Genomic DNA, 18,437 nt, shown 5'->3' on the forward strand with positions numbered 1-18,437 from the left:
AATGAGCAGCACGAAATATATTTTAGGCCTTTTTGAAGATCCCGATGAAATGATGCACGGGATTGATCTACTACAAAAAAATAGTGTTCCTATTTACGATGTTTATACACCAATGCCTATTCACGGTATTGATGCTAAATTGGGTTTAAAGGATTCACGGTTAGGTTATGCAGCGTTTATGTTTGGCTGTTTAGGTGGTACAACTATATTCAGTATGGCTTATTTCATGCTGGTGCATGATTGGCCTATGAACATAGGTGGTAAGCCAGCCTTCGCTATCCCTGATTTTGTGCCGATCACGTTTGAGTGGACTGTATTGTTCACCGCGTTTGGTATGACATTGACCTTCTTTTACGCCACTCACCTTTTCCCGGGCCGTACGCCAAGGGTAATGGATCTGAGAGCAACTGATGACAGGTTTGTTATAGCCATTGATGCAAAGGGAAATATCCCCCATGATGATATTACTAATTTATTAAAAGAAGCTGGAGCAGTAGAAGTTAAGCATAACGACAGAAAATATGTTAGCTATGAATAAAGTAAAAATATTGGGCATAACCGTTATTACTATTGTTGCTACGATTATAGTTACATCGTGCAAGGATAAGAGGAGTACCGGATGGGAATACGCTCCCAATATGTATGAGCACATTGCATACGACCCCGATCAGAAAAATAATAATTTTAAGGATGGTAAAACTGCTCAGCTTCCGCCGGCAGGTACTATCCCAGTTGGTTTTGTGAAATTTGACTATCCTAATACTAAGGATGGTTACGAAAAAGCAAGCCTTGAAGTAAAATCAACATTACCCCAAACACAGGCAAACTATGCTGAAGGTAAGGTATTGTTTGAGCACTTTTGTTCACCCTGCCACGGTTTAAGCGGCCAGGGAAATGGTTTGGTGGTTCAGCACGGTTACCCGGCTCCTCCATCATACTCAGCAGGACAATCATCACGCGGCGGCGCTATGAAAGATCTGACAGACGGTAAAATTTATCATACTATTACTTATGGTGTAAACGCAATGGGATCATACGCATCACAGCTTGAGCCTAAAGAACGCTGGAAAGTAATTATGTACGTTCACCATTTACAAACTTTATAAGACAATTATTAATGAACAATTCTCATAGTTTCGACGAGCAATTTGAATTTAAAGGCAAGGCCAAAACCTGGAGCTTAGTCTTAATCGCTGTTGGTGTGATTGGAATACTTTACGGTTTTTTGTCAAGTAACGGCGAACGCACATTTGCAAACCTGTTGTTAATGGGTTATTACTTTGCTTGTGTTTGTATTTGCGGTATATTCTTTTGCGCTATTCAATATGTAGCACAGGCGGGCTGGTCTGTAGCGGTACTCCGCGTTCCGCAGGCATTTGCTAAAGTGTTACCTGTTGCAGGTATCATATTACTGGCTATTATTTGTGCCGGTTTATTTATTACACATCCCGGACTTACCGAAGAAGGTAAGCAGGCAGTTATACCATATCTATATAAAGGATGGGCGCTTAAAGGTATTGCTACCAAAGGCGATCCAAACTTTAACCAGGTAATTGCTGATAAATCGGGTTACTTAAATGTTACTTTCTTCCTTATCCGTTTAGTGATATACCTGGGTAGCTACAGCCTTTTAGGCCGTATGATGGTTAAGTATTCAAATAACGAAGATGAGTTAGGCGGTATGTTTAACTACAACAAGAGCTTTAAAATTTCAGTTATCTTTTTATTAATATTTGGTTTTACAGTTCCATTATTTGCTTTTGATACCATTATGTCTGTTGAGGCACACTGGTTCTCAACCATGTTTGGCTGGTACAACTTTGCTGCTCTTTGGGTTAGCGGTTTATCAGTAATAACTTTAACACTTATTATTTTAAGAGAGAACGGTTATATGCAGTGGGTAACTGAAGATCATTTACATAACTTAGGTATGTTTATGTTCGGTTTCTCAATCTTCTGGACATATTTATGGTTTGCACAGTTCTTATTGATCTGGTACGCCAACCTTCCTGAAGAGGCTGCCTATTTCTTTAAGAGATGGGAACCACAGTTTAAACCTTGGTTTTGGTTAAACATCATTGTTAACTTCCTTACACCATTATTATTGCTGATGGCGCGTGATTCAAAACGCAGGATTAAATTACTGAAGGCAGTATGTATCATTTTAATATGCGGCCACTGGCTTGACTATTTCCAAATGATCATGCCTGGAGCTGTAGGTCCGCAAAAGGAATGGTACAACGAGATTGGAATAATTGAGATCACTATATTCCTTGGTTTTGCAGGCTTATTTACCAACCTGATGTTGAATGCTTTAAGTAAGTTTAAATCTCTTGTGCCTAAAAAACACCCATTATTGGCTGAGAGCCTTCATCATCACATATAATAATTGTTATTTTTGCAAAAACTAAAGAATACCAAACATCACATTAAAATGGGATTCAAAAAACTAATAAATTCTAAAAAAACATTGTCGCTTATCGCTGCACTTGTGCTTTTTGGCACAAACCAGTTAATGGCGCAGGATGTAGCAGTAGCACAGGGTACAACAACGGCAACCACTCCTGATTCAATGGCAAGCAGTGCCATGTGGACTGGCGTTGGTTATTATGTATTGCTTTTTCTGATAGCGAGCGTTTGTGTTGCTATTGTAGGTAAAATACTTAAGATCTATGATCTGACCCTTACTATACAGGGTAAAAAAGGATTAAACTGGAATGGTATAATGGGTGTAGTTTGCCTTTTGTTCCTGATCTCTGGTTTATACGGCGCTTATTGGTCATTAACTGTACAGGGAAGCATGAGCCTTCCTGAAGCAGCATCGGCACATGGTGTTGATATTGATAATATGTTTTTGGTAACAGCTATCCTTACACTGATTGTATTCTTTATTACACAAACTCTTTTATTTGGTTTCGCATTCTTTTATCGCGGTTCTGATAAACGTAAAGCATACTTTTTACCACATAACAATACGATCGAAAAGATCTGGACAATTATCCCGGCTGCTGTTTTAACAGTGCTGGTAGTATTTGGATTTTTTACCTGGCAAAAAATTGAGAACAGCACACAGGTTGCTGGCGATATTAACATTGATGTAACCGGCCACCAGTTTGCATGGGAGTTGCGTTACCCTGGTCAGGATGGTAAATTAGGTAATGTTAACTATACTTTGGTTACGCCAAATAACAAGGTAGGTGTTGATTTTAAAGATCCTAACAGTACCGATGATATTCAGGCAGATACTTTGGTTATCCCTGTTTACAAATACATCAGGTTAAACATACATGCGCAGGATGTTATCCACAGTGTTTATATGCCTTATTTCCGTTTGCAGCAAAATGCGGTACCGGGTTTACCAACCTTCTTCAGGTTTGAGCCTACCATTACTACAGCTGCAATGCGTTTAAAAACAGAGAATCCTAAATTTGAATATAACCTTTATTGCAACAAAATATGTGGTGGAATACACTACAATATGCAAAAGGTTGTGCGTGTGGTAACACAAGCCGAATACCAGGATTGGATAGCAAAGCAAAAACCATATTTAACTGACAGGTTGAAGAAGGATTTGAAAATGGCTGATGTAAAATCGGCAGGTAACCAAAAGTTATCAGTAAACAGGTTAGCGTTAAACAATTAATATAAGATTAGCGATTATGTCAACATTAGCAGTTCACGATCACGGCGTTGTACATCACGAAGAGAGTCACGAACATCACCATAAACAATCTTTTCTAACTAAATACGTATTTAGTCAGGATCATAAGATGATAGCCAAGCAATTCCTTATTACAGGTATTATCATGGCGTTTATTGCGATGAGTTTGTCGATCTTATTCAGGATTCAGTTAGCTTACCCTGATAAATCATTTCCTTTACTGGAAACTTTATTAGGACGTTTTGCACCAGGCGGACGTTTAAGCCCTGATTTCTACATGTCATTAGTTACCATACATGGTACCATCATGGTATTCTTTGTATTAACCGCAGGCTTAAGCGGTACTTTTGCCAACTTATTGATTCCACTTCAAATTGGTGCCCGCGATATGGCGTCACCATTTGTAAACATGCTTTCTTACTGGTTCTTCCTGGTAGCCAGTGTTATCATGCTTTCATCATTCTTTGTACAAAAAGGACCTGCAAGCGGTGGCTGGACAATTTATCCGCCACTATCAGCATTGCCAAAAGCTATGCCTGGTTCGGGTATGGGTATGACGCTATGGCTGATCAGTATGGTATTGTTCATTGCATCACAGCTGATGGGTGGTATTAACTACGTAAGTACTGTTTTAAACATGCGTACAAAAGGTATGGACCTTTGGAAAATGCCTTTAACCATTTGGGCATTATTCCTTACTGCAGTATTAGGTATGCTTTCATTCCCGGTATTAGTAGCGGGTGTGGTATTGTTAGTATTTGACCGCAGCTTTGGTACAAGTTTCTACCTTTCAGACATTGTATTGAACGGAACCGTACAGCCTTTTGAAGGTGGTAGCCCGATATTATTCCAGCACTTATTCTGGTTCCTGGGTCACCCTGAGGTATATATCGTTATCATGCCTGCAATGGGTCTGTCATCAGAAGTATTATCAGTAAACTCACGTAAACCAATTTTTGGTTACCATGCGATGGTTTACTCACTTATCGGTATTTCTGTATTATCATTTATCGTATGGGGTCACCACATGTTTGTTACTGGGATGAACCCGTTCCTGGGTGGTGTGTTCATGATCACTACGCTAATTATTGCGGTACCATCGGCAGTAAAAACATTTAACTGGTTGGCTACGCTGTGGCGCGGAAATATCCGCTTCACCCCGGCAATGTTATTTGCTATAGGTATGGTATCATTCTTTATCTCTGGTGGTTTAACAGGTATCTTCCTGGGTAACGCAGCTTTGGATATCAACTTACACGATACTTACTTTGTAATTGCCCACTTCCACCTTGTAATGGGATCGGCAGCTATATTTGGTATGCTTGCGGGTGTTTACCATTGGTTCCCTAAGATGTTCAAGCGTATGATGGATGAACGTTTAGGTTATCTGCACTTCTGGTTAACATTTATTGGTGCATACCTTGTGTTTTTCCCAATGCACTTTATGGGTTTAGATGGCGTTCCGCGTCGTTACTATGCCTTTACCGAGTTTGAATCAATGAAACGCTGGTTAACAGTAAATACATTTATTACCTGGGCGGCAATTATGTCTGGTATAGCACAGCTTGCGTTTGCTTATAACTTTGTTCATTCCATATTCTGGGGTAAAAAAGCAACACAAAATCCATGGAATGCCAATACTTTAGAGTGGACAACCCCGGTTGAACATTTACACGGCAACTGGCCAGGCGAAATACCAACTGTTTACCGTTGGCCATATGACTACAGCAAACCAGGACACGATACTGATTTTATACCGCAAACGGTTCCTTATTCGCAAACAATGAGTTCAAACCTTCCGCATGATTTTGAAGATAATCCTGCAGGTTTGGAAGAGTACACCAAGTGGACTAAAACTCAGCGTGCTAACGAAGAAGTAAAATAATTATACCCACTTATTTTTAGGGTAGGTGCCCAGGTCCTAAGCCACTGGTCTAAAGTTATTAGTCAAAATACTTTTAAATATTTTGACTAATAACTCAGGACTTAGAACTCAAGACCGCAGGCAGCTACCCTAAATTTTTAGATACTATTGTTACAACATCTGAAACGGGCTCACTAACAATACATGTTTATTGCTTAACGCCTTTAGCTTTCAGCTTTAAAATAAATGACGATATCCGCATCAAAATTAAGGTTCCAGAAAACTAACTTCGCTACCATTATTCTGCTTTTTGTACTGATACTTGCCGGCGGAGTAGTTCGTAGTACGGGGTCAGGAATGGGATGCCCGGATTGGCCAAAATGTTTTGGAAGGTATATTCCGCCCGTTAGCAGTTCAGAACTACCCAAAGATTATAAGCAAAAGTATGTTGCAGGCCGCCTGGCTAAAAATCAGCGTTTCGCTAAAACGCTTGATGTTTTTGGTTATAGTGATCTGGCCCGCCGCATCCGCGAAGACCGTTCCATACTGGTACCCGAAGAATTTAATGGTGCTAAAACCTGGACAGAGTATATTAACCGTTTAATAGGTGCAGCATCAGGCTTTTTCCTGTTGTTTACAGCGTGGTTCTCGTTCAGCTACCGTAAAGAAAATAAGCTGATCCCTATTTTAAGTATCCTTAATTTGGTTTTGGTGGTTATCCAGGCATGGTTAGGCTCCATTGTGGTATCAACAAATTTAGTAGCCGGCATTGTTACCGTACACATGCTGCTGGCACTGGCTATAGTTGCCTTGGGCATTACAACGTATCACTTAGCAAGGGTTTATGGCAAGCATAAATTGCAGAGCACCCCTATAGTGCATGTGGTAACCATATTTGCATTGTTAGTAAGCATATTGCAGATAACTTTTGGCAGCGAGGTAAGGGAGAAGATTGATGCAGTAGCAGGCCATTTACAAGGCGGCTACCGCGAAGACTGGATCAACTACGCAGGTGCAATATTTCAGCAGCACCGCGATGTGGCAATTATCGTATTGATATTAAATGTTTTATTGTACGCCCTGATCAGAAGGGGATATAGCAGGCATTCGTTACAGCAACAAATAATGAGCTTTACCTTTTTGATGATAGCATTGCAGATTGTTACCGGCATATTATTATCATACTGGTCATTACCGCCATTTGCACAGGCAGCGCACGTTGTTTTGGCATCACTTATATTTGGTGCACAATTTTACCTGATGCTAAATTTATACAGATCAGTTAAACAAGGGGAGGTATATAAATGATCTGGAGCGACTTTTCAAAACTAATAAAGCTAAGGCTTACCTTTTTGGTAGTGTTCTCGGCTTCCATATCATTTTTAATAGGCAGCAAGGTAAACGGGCATATCGACTGGATGAACTGGCTGAAGCTTATTGGCGGTGGCTTTTTAGTAACAGCCGCAGCAAACTGCTTTAACGAGATCATTGAAAAGGACCTGGATAAGTTAATGAAACGTACCGCCGACAGGCCAATCCCTGCCGGGCGTATGACAACTGGGCAAGGCCTTGTATTAGGCTTGTTTATGGGCATTGGCGGTACCTATCTTTTAGGCAGCCTTAACCTGGTTACCGGTTTGCTATCGGTATTTTCAATACTATTGTATGCATTTGCTTATACGCCGTTAAAACGTAAATCACCAATTGCGGTTTTTGTTGGTGCAATACCTGGTGCTTTACCGCCGCTTATTGGCTATGTAGCCGCACACGAAAAAATTGATGCCATCGCGCTTATCCTTTTCGGGATCCAGTTTGTTTGGCAGTTTCCGCATTTTTGGGCAATTGCCTGGGTTTTGGATGATGATTATAAACTGGCTGGTTTCAGGCTGTTACCATCAGGAAAAAGAAATTTAACCAGCGCAATATTTACCTTTGCATCATCTTTAATATTAATACCGGTTAGTTTATTGCCAACCTATTATGGTTATGGTGGTTATTACGTAGGCGGGGTATCGTTAATATTTGGTGTGGTGTTTTTATACCTGGCATTTAACCTTTTAAAAGATCTGGAAATACCATCGGCCAAAAAGCTGATGTACGGATCATTTTTTTATTTGCCGGTAGTACAGTTAATGTTTTTGTTTGATTTTATAGGAAAAGTGAAATGATGGCTCAGATACAACAGGAAGACCGGTATAATTTTGGCGCAAGAAAATTTAGCATGTGGTTATTTATATTCACATCCTTTATGCTTTTTGCAGCCTTCTCAAGCGCATTTATAGTTTACAGCGGTGGCAAAGGCCACGGGCTTGATGTTATAATGCCACAACCTTTTAAATACAGCACCATACTTATTGTTTTAAGCAGCTTAACGCTGTTTTTAGCATCAAGGGCAGCAAAGGGGCTCGATTTTGACAAACAGCGCCTGTTTTTATGGGCAACGCTTGCTTTGGGATTAGTGTTTTTGGCATTCCAGGTTTACGGATGTTATGTACTAACCTTTAAAATGGGGGTGTTTTTTACTAATCCAAATGCATCACGTACTTTTATTTATGTATTTGTAGGCGCGCATTTATTACACATTTTAGCAGCTATACTTTTATTACTTAACACAATATATAGCACTTACCGGAAAACACCACAGGTAATGAATTTATATAAAATGGAGATGACGTCTATTTTTTGGCATTTTCTCGATATTATATGGATTTATCTGTATGTTTTTTTACTTTTGAACCAATATTAAAACAAACATCCAAGTACAGATGAGTTTAGCAGTAACACAACAAGTTGATGAGGTAAAATCAACACCATGGTCTGGAGGCAGATCGCCTTTTAATGTAGAGTATGGTAAAATAATGATCTGGTTTTTTCTCCTTGGCGATGCATTTACCTTTTCGTCATTACTGATCGCTTATGGCGCCTTACGTTTTAGTGCACCGGTATGGCCGTCACCATCATTGGTATTCCAGTCAATTCCAGGTTTAGTTGAGCACGGCGCCCCGTTAGTATTTGTGGGTTTGATGACCTTTATTTTGATTGCCAGTTCGGTTACTATGGTATTGGCTGTTGAGGCCGGCCACCGTAATTCAAAAAAAGAAGTGGTGATGTGGATGATATTTACCATTATTGGCGGTTTAATGTTTTTGGGTTGCCAGGCATTAGAGTGGAGCCACTTACATAGCGAAGGTTTTTGGTGGTCAGCAATACCCAATAAAGAAACATTGCAGGAATTTTTTGAAAAAGGCGTACCTTACGGGCAGCAGCAATTATCAGCACATCAGTTTGCTAATTTATTTTTTACCATAACAGGTTTCCACGGTTTTCACGTATTTTCAGGTGTTATCATCAATATCATTATCACTGTTAATGTTTTAGCAGGAACTTATGAAAGACGCGGCAGCTACCTGATGGTTGAGAAAATTGGTCTTTACTGGCACTTTGTGGATTTGGTGTGGGTGTTTGTATTTACTTTCTTTTACTTAGTTTGATAATTTAACCCGTTTTATATATGTCATCACAAACTACAGATGTTCATGCAGCAGATGCTGAACATGGCGAACATGATTCAATGACCAAGGGTAGAATATGGAAGGTGTTTTTCATATTATTAGCTATAACCTGTGTTGAGTTCTTTATAGCGCTTTATTTAGCGCCGCATTTTGGAATATCAGCACACTGGATAAACCCTATATATATTGTATTAACACTGTTTAAAGCATTTTACATTGTTGCTTACTTTATGCACTTAAAATTCGAAAAAATAGGCTTAATGATTGCTATCATCGTCCCTATTCTTTTTATCATCGGTTTAATATTGGTGCTTACAAACGAGAGCCACTATTGGATTGATTTAAGGCGATAATGAAGAAAGCCGGTATATTTAAAAAGATCGTGATCCTGGTACTTGTATTAATAGTACCAGGATTTTTATATTATTTACTAACCGCTCATGGCAAAAACAGGTACACCCCCTTGCGTGTATTTGGCCCAAAGCAGGTTGCTAAAACTACGCACAGCGTTAAAGGGAAAGATATTCCGGATACGCTGTACCACTCCATTCCGGATTTTAAGCTGACAGATCAGAATGGTAAACAGGTTTCACTAAAATCGTTTGATAACAAAATACTGGTTATTAACTTTTTTTATACAGGCTGCCCAAGTGTTTGTAAGCTGATGAACACTAATATTACCACGGTTGCATCAGATTATGTGCGCAACAAACTGGTTTACTTTTTATCTATAACTGTTGACCCTGCGCATGACGATGTATCCTCGCTAAACAAATACCAAAAGGAGTTTAAGCCGTTCTCGCCAAAGCGCTTGTTTTTAACCGGAGATACGGGTACCATTTATAGTTTTGCCCGCAACGGCCTTTTAGTAAATGCCCTGCAAACAGGAAAGGATGATTTTATTTATAGCGATAAGTTTATATTAATTGATCCGGAAAAGCATATCCGTGGATATTATAATGGCGTAGCCAATGATGAGGTTACCCGCCTTAATGATGAAATTAAAGTATTGATATCAGAAGTGCTCCGCAAAAAGGAAGCACCATTATATTAAACAAGAAATAAAGCAGGAAGCAGCGCATATTCGTAATCATTTCCCTGCCACTAAAACTATATAGCAATGAACGATAAACTTATATTCCGTTTTGTAGCAGCCATATCAGTATTTGTATTTGTAGTGGTTTTAATACTGAACCGCAAAATTTTACCTACACCGGATGTAATGCCGGCTTTTACGCCCTTTTTGCCAAAGCTTAATGCCATACTGAATGGTACATGCAGTGTATTGCTGCTGGTATCATTATATTTTATTAAACAGCGTAACATTACGGCGCATAAACGGATCAATATTTTAGCATTCTGTTTATCATCAATGTTTTTGGTATCGTACATCCTGTTTCATTACCTGATGAAGGTAGAAACCCGTTACGGCGATCTGAATGGCGATGGAGTACTTTCAGCATCAGAGATTGCAGCAGCGGGAAGTTTAAGGTTTGTATATTATGTTATTCTTATTACCCATATCATATTGGCTGCAGGCGTATTGCCATTAATACTGCTCAGCTTTTACAGCGGACTGCAACTACAGGTTGAAAAGCACCGCAAATTAGTAAGGTGGACGTTCCCGATCTGGTTATATGTAACCGTAACAGGAGTAATAGTTTACTTGATGATAGTTCCATATTATCATTTCTAATCAGCGTTCAATAATTACAGGCTATTATTTTTTTCACGCGTCATTGCGAGGAATGAAGCAATCCCCGACTTTGCAGAATGGACTTTGCTGGGTCTAAGCTATTCTATTTGCTATGTATAGTAAGTGATTGCTTCTTCATACCTCATCGCAATGACGGTATAGTATAGTTCGCTTGTCTCCCACGCGTCATTGCAAGGAACTAAGCAATCCCGGGCATTGCAAGACGGCTTCGCGTTGTCTAACTATTCTGTTCGCTCTGTATAATATGCGATTGCTTCTTCGTACCTCATCGCAATGACGTGATCAGGGGTTGCCTTTCTCACAGCTGCTATCACCTAAATTCTATAAAAACTGATTTTAATAATTCAGTACAATAATCACATGGTCATATTAGTTATTATGGGATAAAATGCAGCTTTACCCCAATTGGTTGCTAAGTAATTATTAGCTAAATTTGTTGTTATGAAAACAGGCTTAAAAACGGCGTTATTTCTAATCGTATTTGCTTTAATAGTTGTTGCTAGCGTACCGGCTATGGCACAGTGCTCACAATGTGCTGCGCAGGTGGCTAACGGTTCAAAAGATGGCAACATGGCTGCCAATGGCTTAAATAAAGGAATTGTGTTTTTATTAGGGGCACCTTACCTGGCTGTTGCGGTTATCGGTTTTATATGGTACAAAAAGTTTCGCCGTAAAAACGTTAACCTCGATATAAAGAAAGAAAAACTGCACTTAAACTAATCTGTATACCATTGCTGTAATACAGTTTGATTTGCATATAGCAATATCAGCATAAATGAGCGCAGCCTCAATAGCATAAACTCCAATATGTCTCTAACCTCCAAATCATGGGCAATGCTGCACACCAAATGTCCGCGCTGCCGTCGTGGTAATATGTTTAGTGGGGGAATGTATGATTTTGGCTCAAATAAGATCCATAAAACCTGCCCGCATTGCAACCTGCACTTTGAGATTGAGCCCGGTTACTTTTATGCAGCCATGTATGTTAGCTACGCCCTTAATGTTGGCGAAGCAATAGGCTTAGTAATCATTACTTACTTTTTAACGCATAATGCCGACTCGCCCTGGCTATATACCTGGGTGTTATTAGCAGGATGCCTTTTGCTTGCACCAATAAATTTCAGATATTCGAGGGTGATATTGCTGTTCTGGTTATCGCCCAAGATAAATTATCAACCACATTTAGATACCGATGATACAACGCCATACCTTTGATTTTTTAAAAGAACTGGTTGAAAATAATAACCGCGAATGGTTTCTGGCAAACAAAGAACGCTATGATGCCGCCCGCGAAAATGTAATTGAGTTTACTGCCGACTGGCTAAAACTGATGCATAAGGTTGACCCCAATATTGATGAAGCGCTTGACCCTAAAAAGTGCGTTATGCGTATTTACCGGGATATACGTTTCAGCAAAAATAAAACACCTTACAAAAACAACTTTGGCATAAGCATCCCAACCCGTGGCCACAAATTAGGTGGTGCAGAATACTATTTACAAATAGCACCCGGAAACTCGTTTATAGCAGGGGGTTACTGGATGCCCGAAGCCCCGCACCTGAAGGCCATAAGGCAGGAAATTGACTATAATGCTCACGACCTGAAAAAAATAGTTGATGATTCGGAATTTATTAACTTATTTGGGGAGTTCAGGAAACAGGATCAGTTAAAAAATGTGCCCAGGGAGTATACTGTTGATAATGAAAATATTGAATTGTTAAAGCTGAAAAGTTTTGTAGCCTTCCATTACCTTAAAAAGGATGAGTTATCAAAAGAAAATGCTGCTGCCGCAGTTGCAGCTATATGCAGCAAAATACAACCGCTTAATGTGTTTTTAAATAATGCCATTGCCTAAAATCATATAAATAAAATGAAACTCAAATACACCTTACTTGCCGCCGTTATTTGTTTAGCGTTACACTCATGCGTGGTGCTATCGCCTAAAAAATATAAGGCTTTACTTGCCGAACGCGATTCATTGTCTATCCGCTCAGGTGCTTTGGAAGATACCGTAGCCCGGCTGCGCGCTGATACCATGCGCCTGCATCGCGAATTAAAAGATCTGCATGCCAGTTATAATACCTTAAATGGTACTTACAATGCGTTGAATGATAAGTATAACTCATTGAACAATAATTTCAGCGCCAGCTCATCAAAGGTCAATGAGTTATCGAGTGATTTGAAAAAGAGAGAGGCCCGCCTGAAAGAAGTGGAGGATGCCCTGCACAAACGTGATGAGGCTACCAATGCGCTGAAGGATAAACTACAGCAGGCGTTGTTAGGTTTCCAGCAAAATGGTTTATCTGTTGATATCAGAAACGGAAAGGTATATGTTTCATTAACTGATAAATTGCTGTTCCCATCGGGAAGTATTGTAATTGATGCACGTGGTAAACAGGCATTGGAGCAATTAGCAATTGTACTAAACAAAGAACCGGATATTAATATAGCTGTAGAAGGTCATACTGATGATAAAAAAGTAATTAGCCTTGGCCAGATAAAGGATAACTGGGATTTAAGCGTATTACGGTCTACCTCGGTTTGCCGTTACTTAACCGAAGTTGAAAAGATTGATCCGCACAGGCTTACAGCAACCGGCAAGAGCCAATACCAGCCAGTTGATCCGGCTAATACAAATGAGGCCCGTACTAAAAACAGGCGTATTGAAATTATACTTTCGCCAAAGCTGGATGAATTGTATAACTTAATAAAATAACCATTGTCTTAAAAATAGACGAAAAGCAAAAGGCTTACAGATTCTGTTAAGCCTTTTGCTTTTTATTGAGAAAAATTATTGAACACTGATATAATCCAGTTCTGGCAATCCCTAAATCCTGAAAATTCTGATCAAAACGGACTTGTAAAAGATTTAAAGTCGGGGAGAATCTCATCCTTTGGCGAAAGTAAAGCATCTTCTGGTGCCACACCCCAGTCAATACCCAAAGCAGGATCGTTCCATAATACACCAATTTCTGATGCCTTGTCGTAATAGTTATTTACTTTGTAGGTAAAAATGGTATTATCTTCTAAGGTAGAGAATCCATGCAAAAAACCCGCCGGGATCCAGAGCTGCAATTTATTATCACCGCTCAGTTCAACCGAAAAGTGTTTACCAAAAGTAGGGGAGTCCTTACGTATGTCAAGCGCAACATCTAATGCCCGGCCGCTAATAACGCGCACTAACTTGCCTTGGGCAAATGGGTTAGCCTGCCCATGTAAGCCGCGCACTGCTCCTTTATGTGAGAACGACTGGTTATCCTGTATAAAATCAACAGGTATGCCAGCTTCGGTAAATTTACTTTTATTATAGCTTTCATAAAAATAACCGCGATCGTCACTAAAAATGCGTGGTTCAATAATCAATAAGCCCTTAATATAGGTTTCTATAATGTTCATTTAATCAACAGTTTTCATTAAAGTGTTAAAGATCACAAACTGGTTCTCAAACTCCTGGTTATGTAATGCCTGTAACTGGTGCAGGTGCTGGTTGTAAAATTTGTTAAAATGTTCAATGGTTTCGGCATAGTACTGAACGCAATAAGTTACACCCTCGTTAGGCGAATCAATAACATTCAATATCTGGTACGATTGAAAATAACCGGTTGCCATTACTGCCGGGATATGTATTTCCTTAACCCAGGCCAGCCATTTATCGTGGATAGCTTCTTCCACAATTACAGTATCGTTAAATATGATCATCGTTGTAAAAGTACAATTTTAGTTGGAGTAAATTGAAAGCGCGGTGCAAATGTTGCAGATAGCTTGCGTGGCAAGAAGCATACATCAGCCCAATATCCGATATATATATATGCGCTAAAAATTTAAGACGATACATCATTCTTATCTCCACGCAGCAGCCTGAAACGTTTGCGGGCTTCATTGAGCCAAAGGCTGCCGCCGTAACTGGTGATGATTTTTTGATAATAGGTTTTAGCCTGCTCTTTGTCCGATAAATGATTTTCATAAATATCACCCAGCATAAAAACGGCATCATCGGCCCAAAGATCGGTGCTGTGTTCTTCGGCAATCTTTTTAAGTAGCGGTACGGCGCCGGCATAATCCTTTTGTTGCATCAGCAAGCGTGCTTTAGCCATCAAAATATCATCAGTAAGGGAATTGCCCGGGTATTTTTTATCAATGCTATCCAAAGTGAGTAAGGCTTTATCGGGCTGCTCGGCAAATATCAGCAGATCGGCGCGGGCATATATTTTAAGCGCGGCACCGCTGGTATCGGCTGCAATATTGTCCGAGATCAATAACGAAAGGTTAAGTGCATCGTTAGCAATTAATTGCGATGTGGCGGCTTTTAAAACATCTAACTGGCCCTTGGCCCAGGTAAAATCGCCGGTATAATAGGCTAATTTAGCATTGCGGTACTTGGCATCCTGGCCAATGTATGTATTAGGGTAATCCTTTTCAACTTGGCTATATAATAGTGTAGCATCCCAGGGGTGATTATTTAACAGGCTGATATCGCCTAAATCGAGCTTGCAGCTTGCCAGCAGGTTAGGGTCAATACCGGGTAAGTTGATGGTTTCTTCCAAAAGCTTTTGGGCATCGGCTAATTTGTGCAGCTTAAATGCCTGCAGGTTAGCTAATTTTTGCATGGCAAAGGCTGTATTATTGTTTTTACCGAACTCCGTTAGCAGGTCAATATAATCTTTTTCAAGACTTAGCAGGTCGTCCTTTGTGTACTTGCCCGATGTTACCCTCAGGTTTTTAGTGTTGATGAGTTCGATTTTTGCAGGGATATAAAATTGACCGTCCTTGCCTTTGCTCACCAGGTATTCGTACCCGCGTATGGCGGCGTCATAAGCATCGTTAGCCGTAAGCGTGCGGCACAGCTCAAAAATAGTTGAGCCATCATCGTTTTGGCGACGGCTTAAAGCCAGAGCCTGATTCAATGCAAGGTCAAACTGTTTTTGTTGTAGGTATTGCCAGGTAAGCAGTTCGGCAAAGAGCGTTTGTTGCGGATCTTTCTGGATGCGTTTAAGCAGGGCAAACTTTAGTAAATCATAATCGGCAGGGCCTTCGTAAAGCGTTGATAAAGTATTTTCGGCCTGGCTGATAAAGGTTGGATTGGTTGGCAAAAAGTTTAAATATTCTTCGGTTATGGCCGTCTTGTCCCTTTTATACCGGTACAGGTTGATCAGTTCGAAAGAAAAAAGCGCATCATTTTTTAAAAGCTTGCGGCCTTGCTGAAATATCCTGATGGCATAATCCACATTGGCATTCTGGTAAAACTGTGAAGCAAGCGTTACAATTTCATTCTGATCAGCGGGGAGGTTTTTAATCAGGTCTTCGTAAAGTGCATCCGCTTTTTCGATAGAGCCTTGTTGAGTGTAGGCAGTGCCTAAGGTGATAACATACTGCGGATCACCAGGGTGCTTTCGTATCATTTTTTTGGTGACGCTTATTGCTTCATCAAACTTTTTTGTGCCCAGCAGGCTATAAATATAAACGTTAAAGTAAGCCTCGTTATCCTGTTTGTAAAGTTTCTGGTATATGTCAAGTGCTTTTTGCTGCTCGCCGTTTGCTGCAAATTGTTTAGCTAAGAGCAAATCAGTATCCTGCGCAAAAAGTGTTGAACAGCTTATAAAAACAAAAAAAATACCGATGAAAAATTGCTTCATTTGCTCAAAAATAATCAATTATTACGAATGATTTGGACACGCTGTTAAATGATTATATAACGCTGTTTATGGGTAAAATTGTAGTGACACTTGTAATAGATTGAGTTTATTGTATAACTTAACCTGATTAATTACCACGACTAATAAACTAATGCTAAAGCATTTTAGAATATTAATTTTTATTTATGCAGTAATGGGTTTAAGTGCCTGCAGGCAGCACAAAACAACCCAAATACCCATTATTGATTTTTTTAAAACGACTGAAAAAAGTGCTTTCAAAATATCGCCCGATGGTAAATACATCTCCTACCTTAAGCCTTATAAAGATAAGCAGAACCTTTTTATACAAACGCTGGCCAACGGGCATGAACGGATGGCTACCTCGTTTAATGATTACTCGGTTAGAAACGATTATTTTTGGACCTATGATAACCAGATAGTTTTTAGCCAGGATATAATTGCCACCGATGAGTTTAAAATGTTTGCCCTGGACATAACTAAATTTAGCGTACGTAATATTTTATCGGAGCAAAAAGTAAGGATAAGTTTACTGAACAGGGACAAGCATGATCCGGATGTGGTTACCATAAAGATGAACAAACGCGACCCGGCGAATTTTGATATTTACAGGTTGAATATCAGAACGGGCGTACTTACTATGTACCTTGTTAATCCGGGTAATATAACCCAATGGTACCCTGATGCTGATGGTAAGATCCGTTTAGTAAAAGCATCAGATGGGGTTGATGAAAATGTAATGTTTCGCCCTGACGAAAACTCACCATTTAAAACCATCATCGCCAATAACTTTAAAACATCCGTTAAGCCGATAGCCTTTACAGGCGAAAAGAATTATTTCTACGCGCTTTCAAACGTGAACCGTGATAAGGCGGCACTGGTTGAAATTAATGCGGAAGACGGTAAGGAAATAAAGGTGGTTTACGCATCAGACAATGCTGATATTCAGGATGCCATTTATTCAAGAAATAAGCACAGGCTTGAGCTGGTTTCGTGGGATGCAGCAAGGCCGCAGAAATATTTTATAAACCCTGATATAAAAGGCATTTATGATAAATTACTGAACGAGCTGAAAGGTAACGAAGTGGATATTGCCGATAGGGATAGTGCCGAAGATAAATTTGTTGTAAGTACCTACACTGATAAAAATCCGGGCTCGTTTTATCTTTACGAAAACAAAGCAAGTAAGCTTACCAAGTTAGGTGATGCAAATACCACCCTTAAAACTGAAGAGCTTTGTGACATGAAACCGGTATCATTTACCGCCAGCGATGGTATGCCTTTAAACGGATATTTAACCTTGCCTTTAGGTAATAAAAAAACTAACCTGCCGGTAGTGGTTTTGCCGCACGATGGCCCTTTTAGTCATAACAGCTGGGGCTACAATCCCGAAGTACAGTTTTTAGCCAACAGGGGCTATGCTGTTTTCCAAGTAAATTATAGGGGGTCAACTGGTTTTGGAAAAGCTTTTCATAGTGCCGGCTTTAAGCAGGTTGGTGGTAAAATGCAGCAGGATATTACCGACGGCGTTAACTGGCTCATAAAAAATAAGATTGCTAACCCTAAAAAAATCGCCTTTCTTGGTGGTGGTTTTGGTGGCTTTTCGGCATTGTATGGCTTATCGTTTCACCCGGGTATGTACAACTGTGCCGTTGTGCAGCATTGCTTAATTAACTTTTTTACCTATATCAAAGATGCACCGCCATTTTTTAAACCATCAGTAAAAATGATGTACGAAATGGTGGGCGACCCTGAAAAGGATGCCAGCCAGTTGAGGGCCATATCGCCCGTATTTAATACGGATAAGATAAAAGCACCTGTACTTATTTTTCAGGGTGCAAAGGACGACCGGGCAAATATCAGCGAGCTTAACCAGTTTGTACGCGAACTGCGCAGGCAAAACGGAAACGATAACGTAAAATATTTTTTGAAACCCAACGAACGGACATTCTTCCGCAGTCAGCGTAACCGTACCGAAATGTATGCCGAAATTGAGCTGTTTCTGGATAACAACATGCGGGTAAAACCATAA

At 39.9% G+C, this 18,437-nt stretch carries 20 protein-coding genes; 17 read left to right on the plus strand and 3 right to left on the minus strand.

The genetic code is table 11. The features are described from left to right. Position 1 precedes the first annotated feature (1 nt). From ACQY4U_RS05760 to ACQY4U_RS05835, 16 genes are all read left to right on the plus strand, one after another. A complete protein-coding gene (locus ACQY4U_RS05760) occupies positions 2-538 on the plus strand; it encodes a DUF3341 domain-containing protein (RefSeq protein ID WP_428328440.1) in 537 nt (178 codons plus the stop codon). Beyond that, the gene (locus tag ACQY4U_RS05765; protein ID WP_428328441.1) at positions 522-1,106 is read left to right on the plus strand and encodes a c-type cytochrome; all 585 of its coding nucleotides are present in this window, start codon (positions 522-524) and stop codon (positions 1,104-1,106) included. Before ACQY4U_RS05760 ends, ACQY4U_RS05765 begins: the two co-directional genes overlap by 17 nt. Before the next feature lie 11 nt (positions 1,107-1,117). Then, positions 1,118-2,386 (plus strand): quinol:cytochrome C oxidoreductase, encoded by a 1,269-nt coding sequence (locus ACQY4U_RS05770; protein ID WP_428328442.1) that lies wholly within the window; start codon positions 1,118-1,120, stop codon positions 2,384-2,386. 48 nt (positions 2,387-2,434) lie between these two features. Beyond that, positions 2,435-3,643, plus strand: a complete 1,209-nt coding sequence (locus tag ACQY4U_RS05775; RefSeq protein ID WP_428328443.1) for a cytochrome c oxidase subunit II — start codon at positions 2,435-2,437, stop codon at positions 3,641-3,643. A gap of 127 nt (positions 3,644-3,770) precedes the next feature. After that, positions 3,771-5,546: a cytochrome c oxidase subunit I gene (locus tag ACQY4U_RS05780; RefSeq protein ID WP_428329725.1), complete on the plus strand. Its 1,776-nt coding sequence runs from the start codon at positions 3,771-3,773 to the stop codon at positions 5,544-5,546. Between the two features lie 225 nt (positions 5,547-5,771). Next, the gene (locus tag ACQY4U_RS05785; RefSeq protein ID WP_428328444.1) at positions 5,772-6,833 is read left to right on the plus strand and encodes a COX15/CtaA family protein; all 1,062 of its coding nucleotides are present in this window, start codon (positions 5,772-5,774) and stop codon (positions 6,831-6,833) included. Further along, complete coding sequence (gene cyoE / locus ACQY4U_RS05790) at positions 6,830-7,693, plus strand: heme o synthase (protein WP_428328445.1); 864 nt, start codon at positions 6,830-6,832, stop codon at positions 7,691-7,693. The genes ACQY4U_RS05785 and cyoE overlap by 4 nt, the downstream gene beginning before the upstream one ends. Next, positions 7,690-8,271 carry a cytochrome c oxidase subunit 3 gene (locus tag ACQY4U_RS05795; RefSeq protein ID WP_428328446.1) on the plus strand — a complete coding sequence of 194 codons (582 nt, stop codon included), beginning with the start codon at positions 7,690-7,692 and terminating at the stop codon, positions 8,269-8,271. Before cyoE ends, ACQY4U_RS05795 begins: the two co-directional genes overlap by 4 nt. A gap of 19 nt (positions 8,272-8,290) precedes the next feature. After that, a complete protein-coding gene (locus ACQY4U_RS05800; protein WP_428328447.1) occupies positions 8,291-9,016 on the plus strand; it encodes a cytochrome c oxidase subunit 3 in 726 nt (241 codons plus the stop codon). A gap of 20 nt (positions 9,017-9,036) precedes the next feature. Further along, positions 9,037-9,390, plus strand: a complete 354-nt coding sequence (locus tag ACQY4U_RS05805; protein WP_428328448.1) for a cytochrome C oxidase subunit IV family protein — start codon at positions 9,037-9,039, stop codon at positions 9,388-9,390. Continuing rightward, a complete protein-coding gene (locus ACQY4U_RS05810; RefSeq protein WP_428328449.1) occupies positions 9,390-10,091 on the plus strand; it encodes an SCO family protein in 702 nt (233 codons plus the stop codon). Before ACQY4U_RS05805 ends, ACQY4U_RS05810 begins: the two co-directional genes overlap by 1 nt. Before the next feature lie 66 nt (positions 10,092-10,157). Beyond that, the gene (locus tag ACQY4U_RS05815; RefSeq protein ID WP_428328450.1) at positions 10,158-10,733 is read left to right on the plus strand and encodes a DUF420 domain-containing protein; all 576 of its coding nucleotides are present in this window, start codon (positions 10,158-10,160) and stop codon (positions 10,731-10,733) included. Between the two features lie 534 nt (positions 10,734-11,267). Continuing rightward, entirely contained in the window at positions 11,268-11,474 is a 207-nt protein-coding gene (locus tag ACQY4U_RS05820) for a hypothetical protein (RefSeq protein WP_428328451.1), read from the plus strand. Positions 11,475-11,561: 87 nt separating this feature from the next. After that, a complete protein-coding gene (locus tag ACQY4U_RS05825; RefSeq protein WP_428328452.1) occupies positions 11,562-11,969 on the plus strand; it encodes a DUF983 domain-containing protein in 408 nt (135 codons plus the stop codon). Further along, positions 11,947-12,609, plus strand: coding sequence for a DUF2461 domain-containing protein (locus ACQY4U_RS05830; RefSeq protein ID WP_428328453.1), 663 nt, complete (start codon positions 11,947-11,949; stop codon positions 12,607-12,609). The genes ACQY4U_RS05825 and ACQY4U_RS05830 overlap by 23 nt, the downstream gene beginning before the upstream one ends. Positions 12,610-12,624: 15 nt before the next feature. Further along, a complete protein-coding gene (locus tag ACQY4U_RS05835) occupies positions 12,625-13,470 on the plus strand; it encodes an OmpA family protein (RefSeq protein WP_428328454.1) in 846 nt (281 codons plus the stop codon). A gap of 131 nt (positions 13,471-13,601) precedes the next feature. On the opposite strand, the gene rfbC is transcribed toward ACQY4U_RS05835, so the two are convergent. The 3 genes from rfbC to ACQY4U_RS05850 all read right to left on the minus strand — a co-directional run bounded on the left by rfbC (position 13,602) and on the right by ACQY4U_RS05850 (position 16,387). Further along, entirely contained in the window at positions 13,602-14,150 is a 549-nt protein-coding gene (gene rfbC, locus ACQY4U_RS05840) for a dTDP-4-dehydrorhamnose 3,5-epimerase (RefSeq protein ID WP_428328455.1), read from the minus strand. Then, entirely contained in the window at positions 14,151-14,453 is a 303-nt protein-coding gene (locus ACQY4U_RS05845; RefSeq protein ID WP_428328456.1) for a DUF4286 family protein, read from the minus strand. A 122-nt stretch (positions 14,454-14,575) separates the two neighbouring features. Then, positions 14,576-16,387 carry a tetratricopeptide repeat protein gene (locus ACQY4U_RS05850; protein WP_428328457.1) on the minus strand — a complete coding sequence of 604 codons (1,812 nt, stop codon included), beginning with the start codon at positions 16,385-16,387 and terminating at the stop codon, positions 14,576-14,578. A gap of 151 nt (positions 16,388-16,538) precedes the next feature. Between ACQY4U_RS05850 and ACQY4U_RS05855 the strand changes: the two genes are divergently transcribed. Then, entirely contained in the window at positions 16,539-18,437 is a 1,899-nt protein-coding gene (locus ACQY4U_RS05855) for an alpha/beta hydrolase family protein (RefSeq protein WP_428328458.1), read from the plus strand.

Source organism: Mucilaginibacter sp., from assembly GCF_965277465.1.
GTDB lineage: Bacteria > Bacteroidota > Bacteroidia > Sphingobacteriales > Sphingobacteriaceae > Mucilaginibacter.

Excerpts from the sequence above, each read along its gene's own strand:
- ACQY4U_RS05785 (WP_428328444.1), top strand. The coding sequence starts at position 5,772 with ATGACGATATCCGCATCAAAATTAAGGTTCCAGAAAACTAACTTCGCT.
- ACQY4U_RS05845 (WP_428328456.1), bottom strand. The coding sequence starts at position 14,453 with ATGATCATATTTAACGATACTGTAATTGTGGAAGAAGCTATCCACGAT.
- ACQY4U_RS05810 (WP_428328449.1), top strand. The coding sequence starts at position 9,390 with ATGAAGAAAGCCGGTATATTTAAAAAGATCGTGATCCTGGTACTTGTA.
- cyoE (WP_428328445.1), top strand. The coding sequence starts at position 6,830 with ATGATCTGGAGCGACTTTTCAAAACTAATAAAGCTAAGGCTTACCTTT.
- ACQY4U_RS05770 (WP_428328442.1), top strand. The coding sequence starts at position 1,118 with ATGAACAATTCTCATAGTTTCGACGAGCAATTTGAATTTAAAGGCAAG.
- ACQY4U_RS05855 (WP_428328458.1), top strand. The coding sequence starts at position 16,539 with ATGCTAAAGCATTTTAGAATATTAATTTTTATTTATGCAGTAATGGGT.
- ACQY4U_RS05820 (WP_428328451.1), top strand. The coding sequence starts at position 11,268 with ATGGCACAGTGCTCACAATGTGCTGCGCAGGTGGCTAACGGTTCAAAA.
- ACQY4U_RS05825 (WP_428328452.1), top strand. The coding sequence starts at position 11,562 with ATGTCTCTAACCTCCAAATCATGGGCAATGCTGCACACCAAATGTCCG.
- ACQY4U_RS05795 (WP_428328446.1), top strand. The coding sequence starts at position 7,690 with ATGATGGCTCAGATACAACAGGAAGACCGGTATAATTTTGGCGCAAGA.
- ACQY4U_RS05780 (WP_428329725.1), top strand. The coding sequence starts at position 3,771 with ATGATAGCCAAGCAATTCCTTATTACAGGTATTATCATGGCGTTTATT.
- ACQY4U_RS05850 (WP_428328457.1), bottom strand. The coding sequence starts at position 16,387 with ATGAAGCAATTTTTCATCGGTATTTTTTTTGTTTTTATAAGCTGTTCA.
- ACQY4U_RS05765 (WP_428328441.1), top strand. The coding sequence starts at position 522 with ATGTTAGCTATGAATAAAGTAAAAATATTGGGCATAACCGTTATTACT.
- ACQY4U_RS05805 (WP_428328448.1), top strand. The coding sequence starts at position 9,037 with ATGTCATCACAAACTACAGATGTTCATGCAGCAGATGCTGAACATGGC.
- ACQY4U_RS05800 (WP_428328447.1), top strand. The coding sequence starts at position 8,291 with ATGAGTTTAGCAGTAACACAACAAGTTGATGAGGTAAAATCAACACCA.
- ACQY4U_RS05835 (WP_428328454.1), top strand. The coding sequence starts at position 12,625 with ATGAAACTCAAATACACCTTACTTGCCGCCGTTATTTGTTTAGCGTTA.
- ACQY4U_RS05815 (WP_428328450.1), top strand. The coding sequence starts at position 10,158 with ATGAACGATAAACTTATATTCCGTTTTGTAGCAGCCATATCAGTATTT.
- ACQY4U_RS05760 (WP_428328440.1), top strand. The coding sequence starts at position 2 with ATGAGCAGCACGAAATATATTTTAGGCCTTTTTGAAGATCCCGATGAA.
- ACQY4U_RS05775 (WP_428328443.1), top strand. The coding sequence starts at position 2,435 with ATGGGATTCAAAAAACTAATAAATTCTAAAAAAACATTGTCGCTTATC.
- rfbC (WP_428328455.1), bottom strand. The coding sequence starts at position 14,150 with ATGAACATTATAGAAACCTATATTAAGGGCTTATTGATTATTGAACCA.
- ACQY4U_RS05830 (WP_428328453.1), top strand. The coding sequence starts at position 11,947 with ATGATACAACGCCATACCTTTGATTTTTTAAAAGAACTGGTTGAAAAT.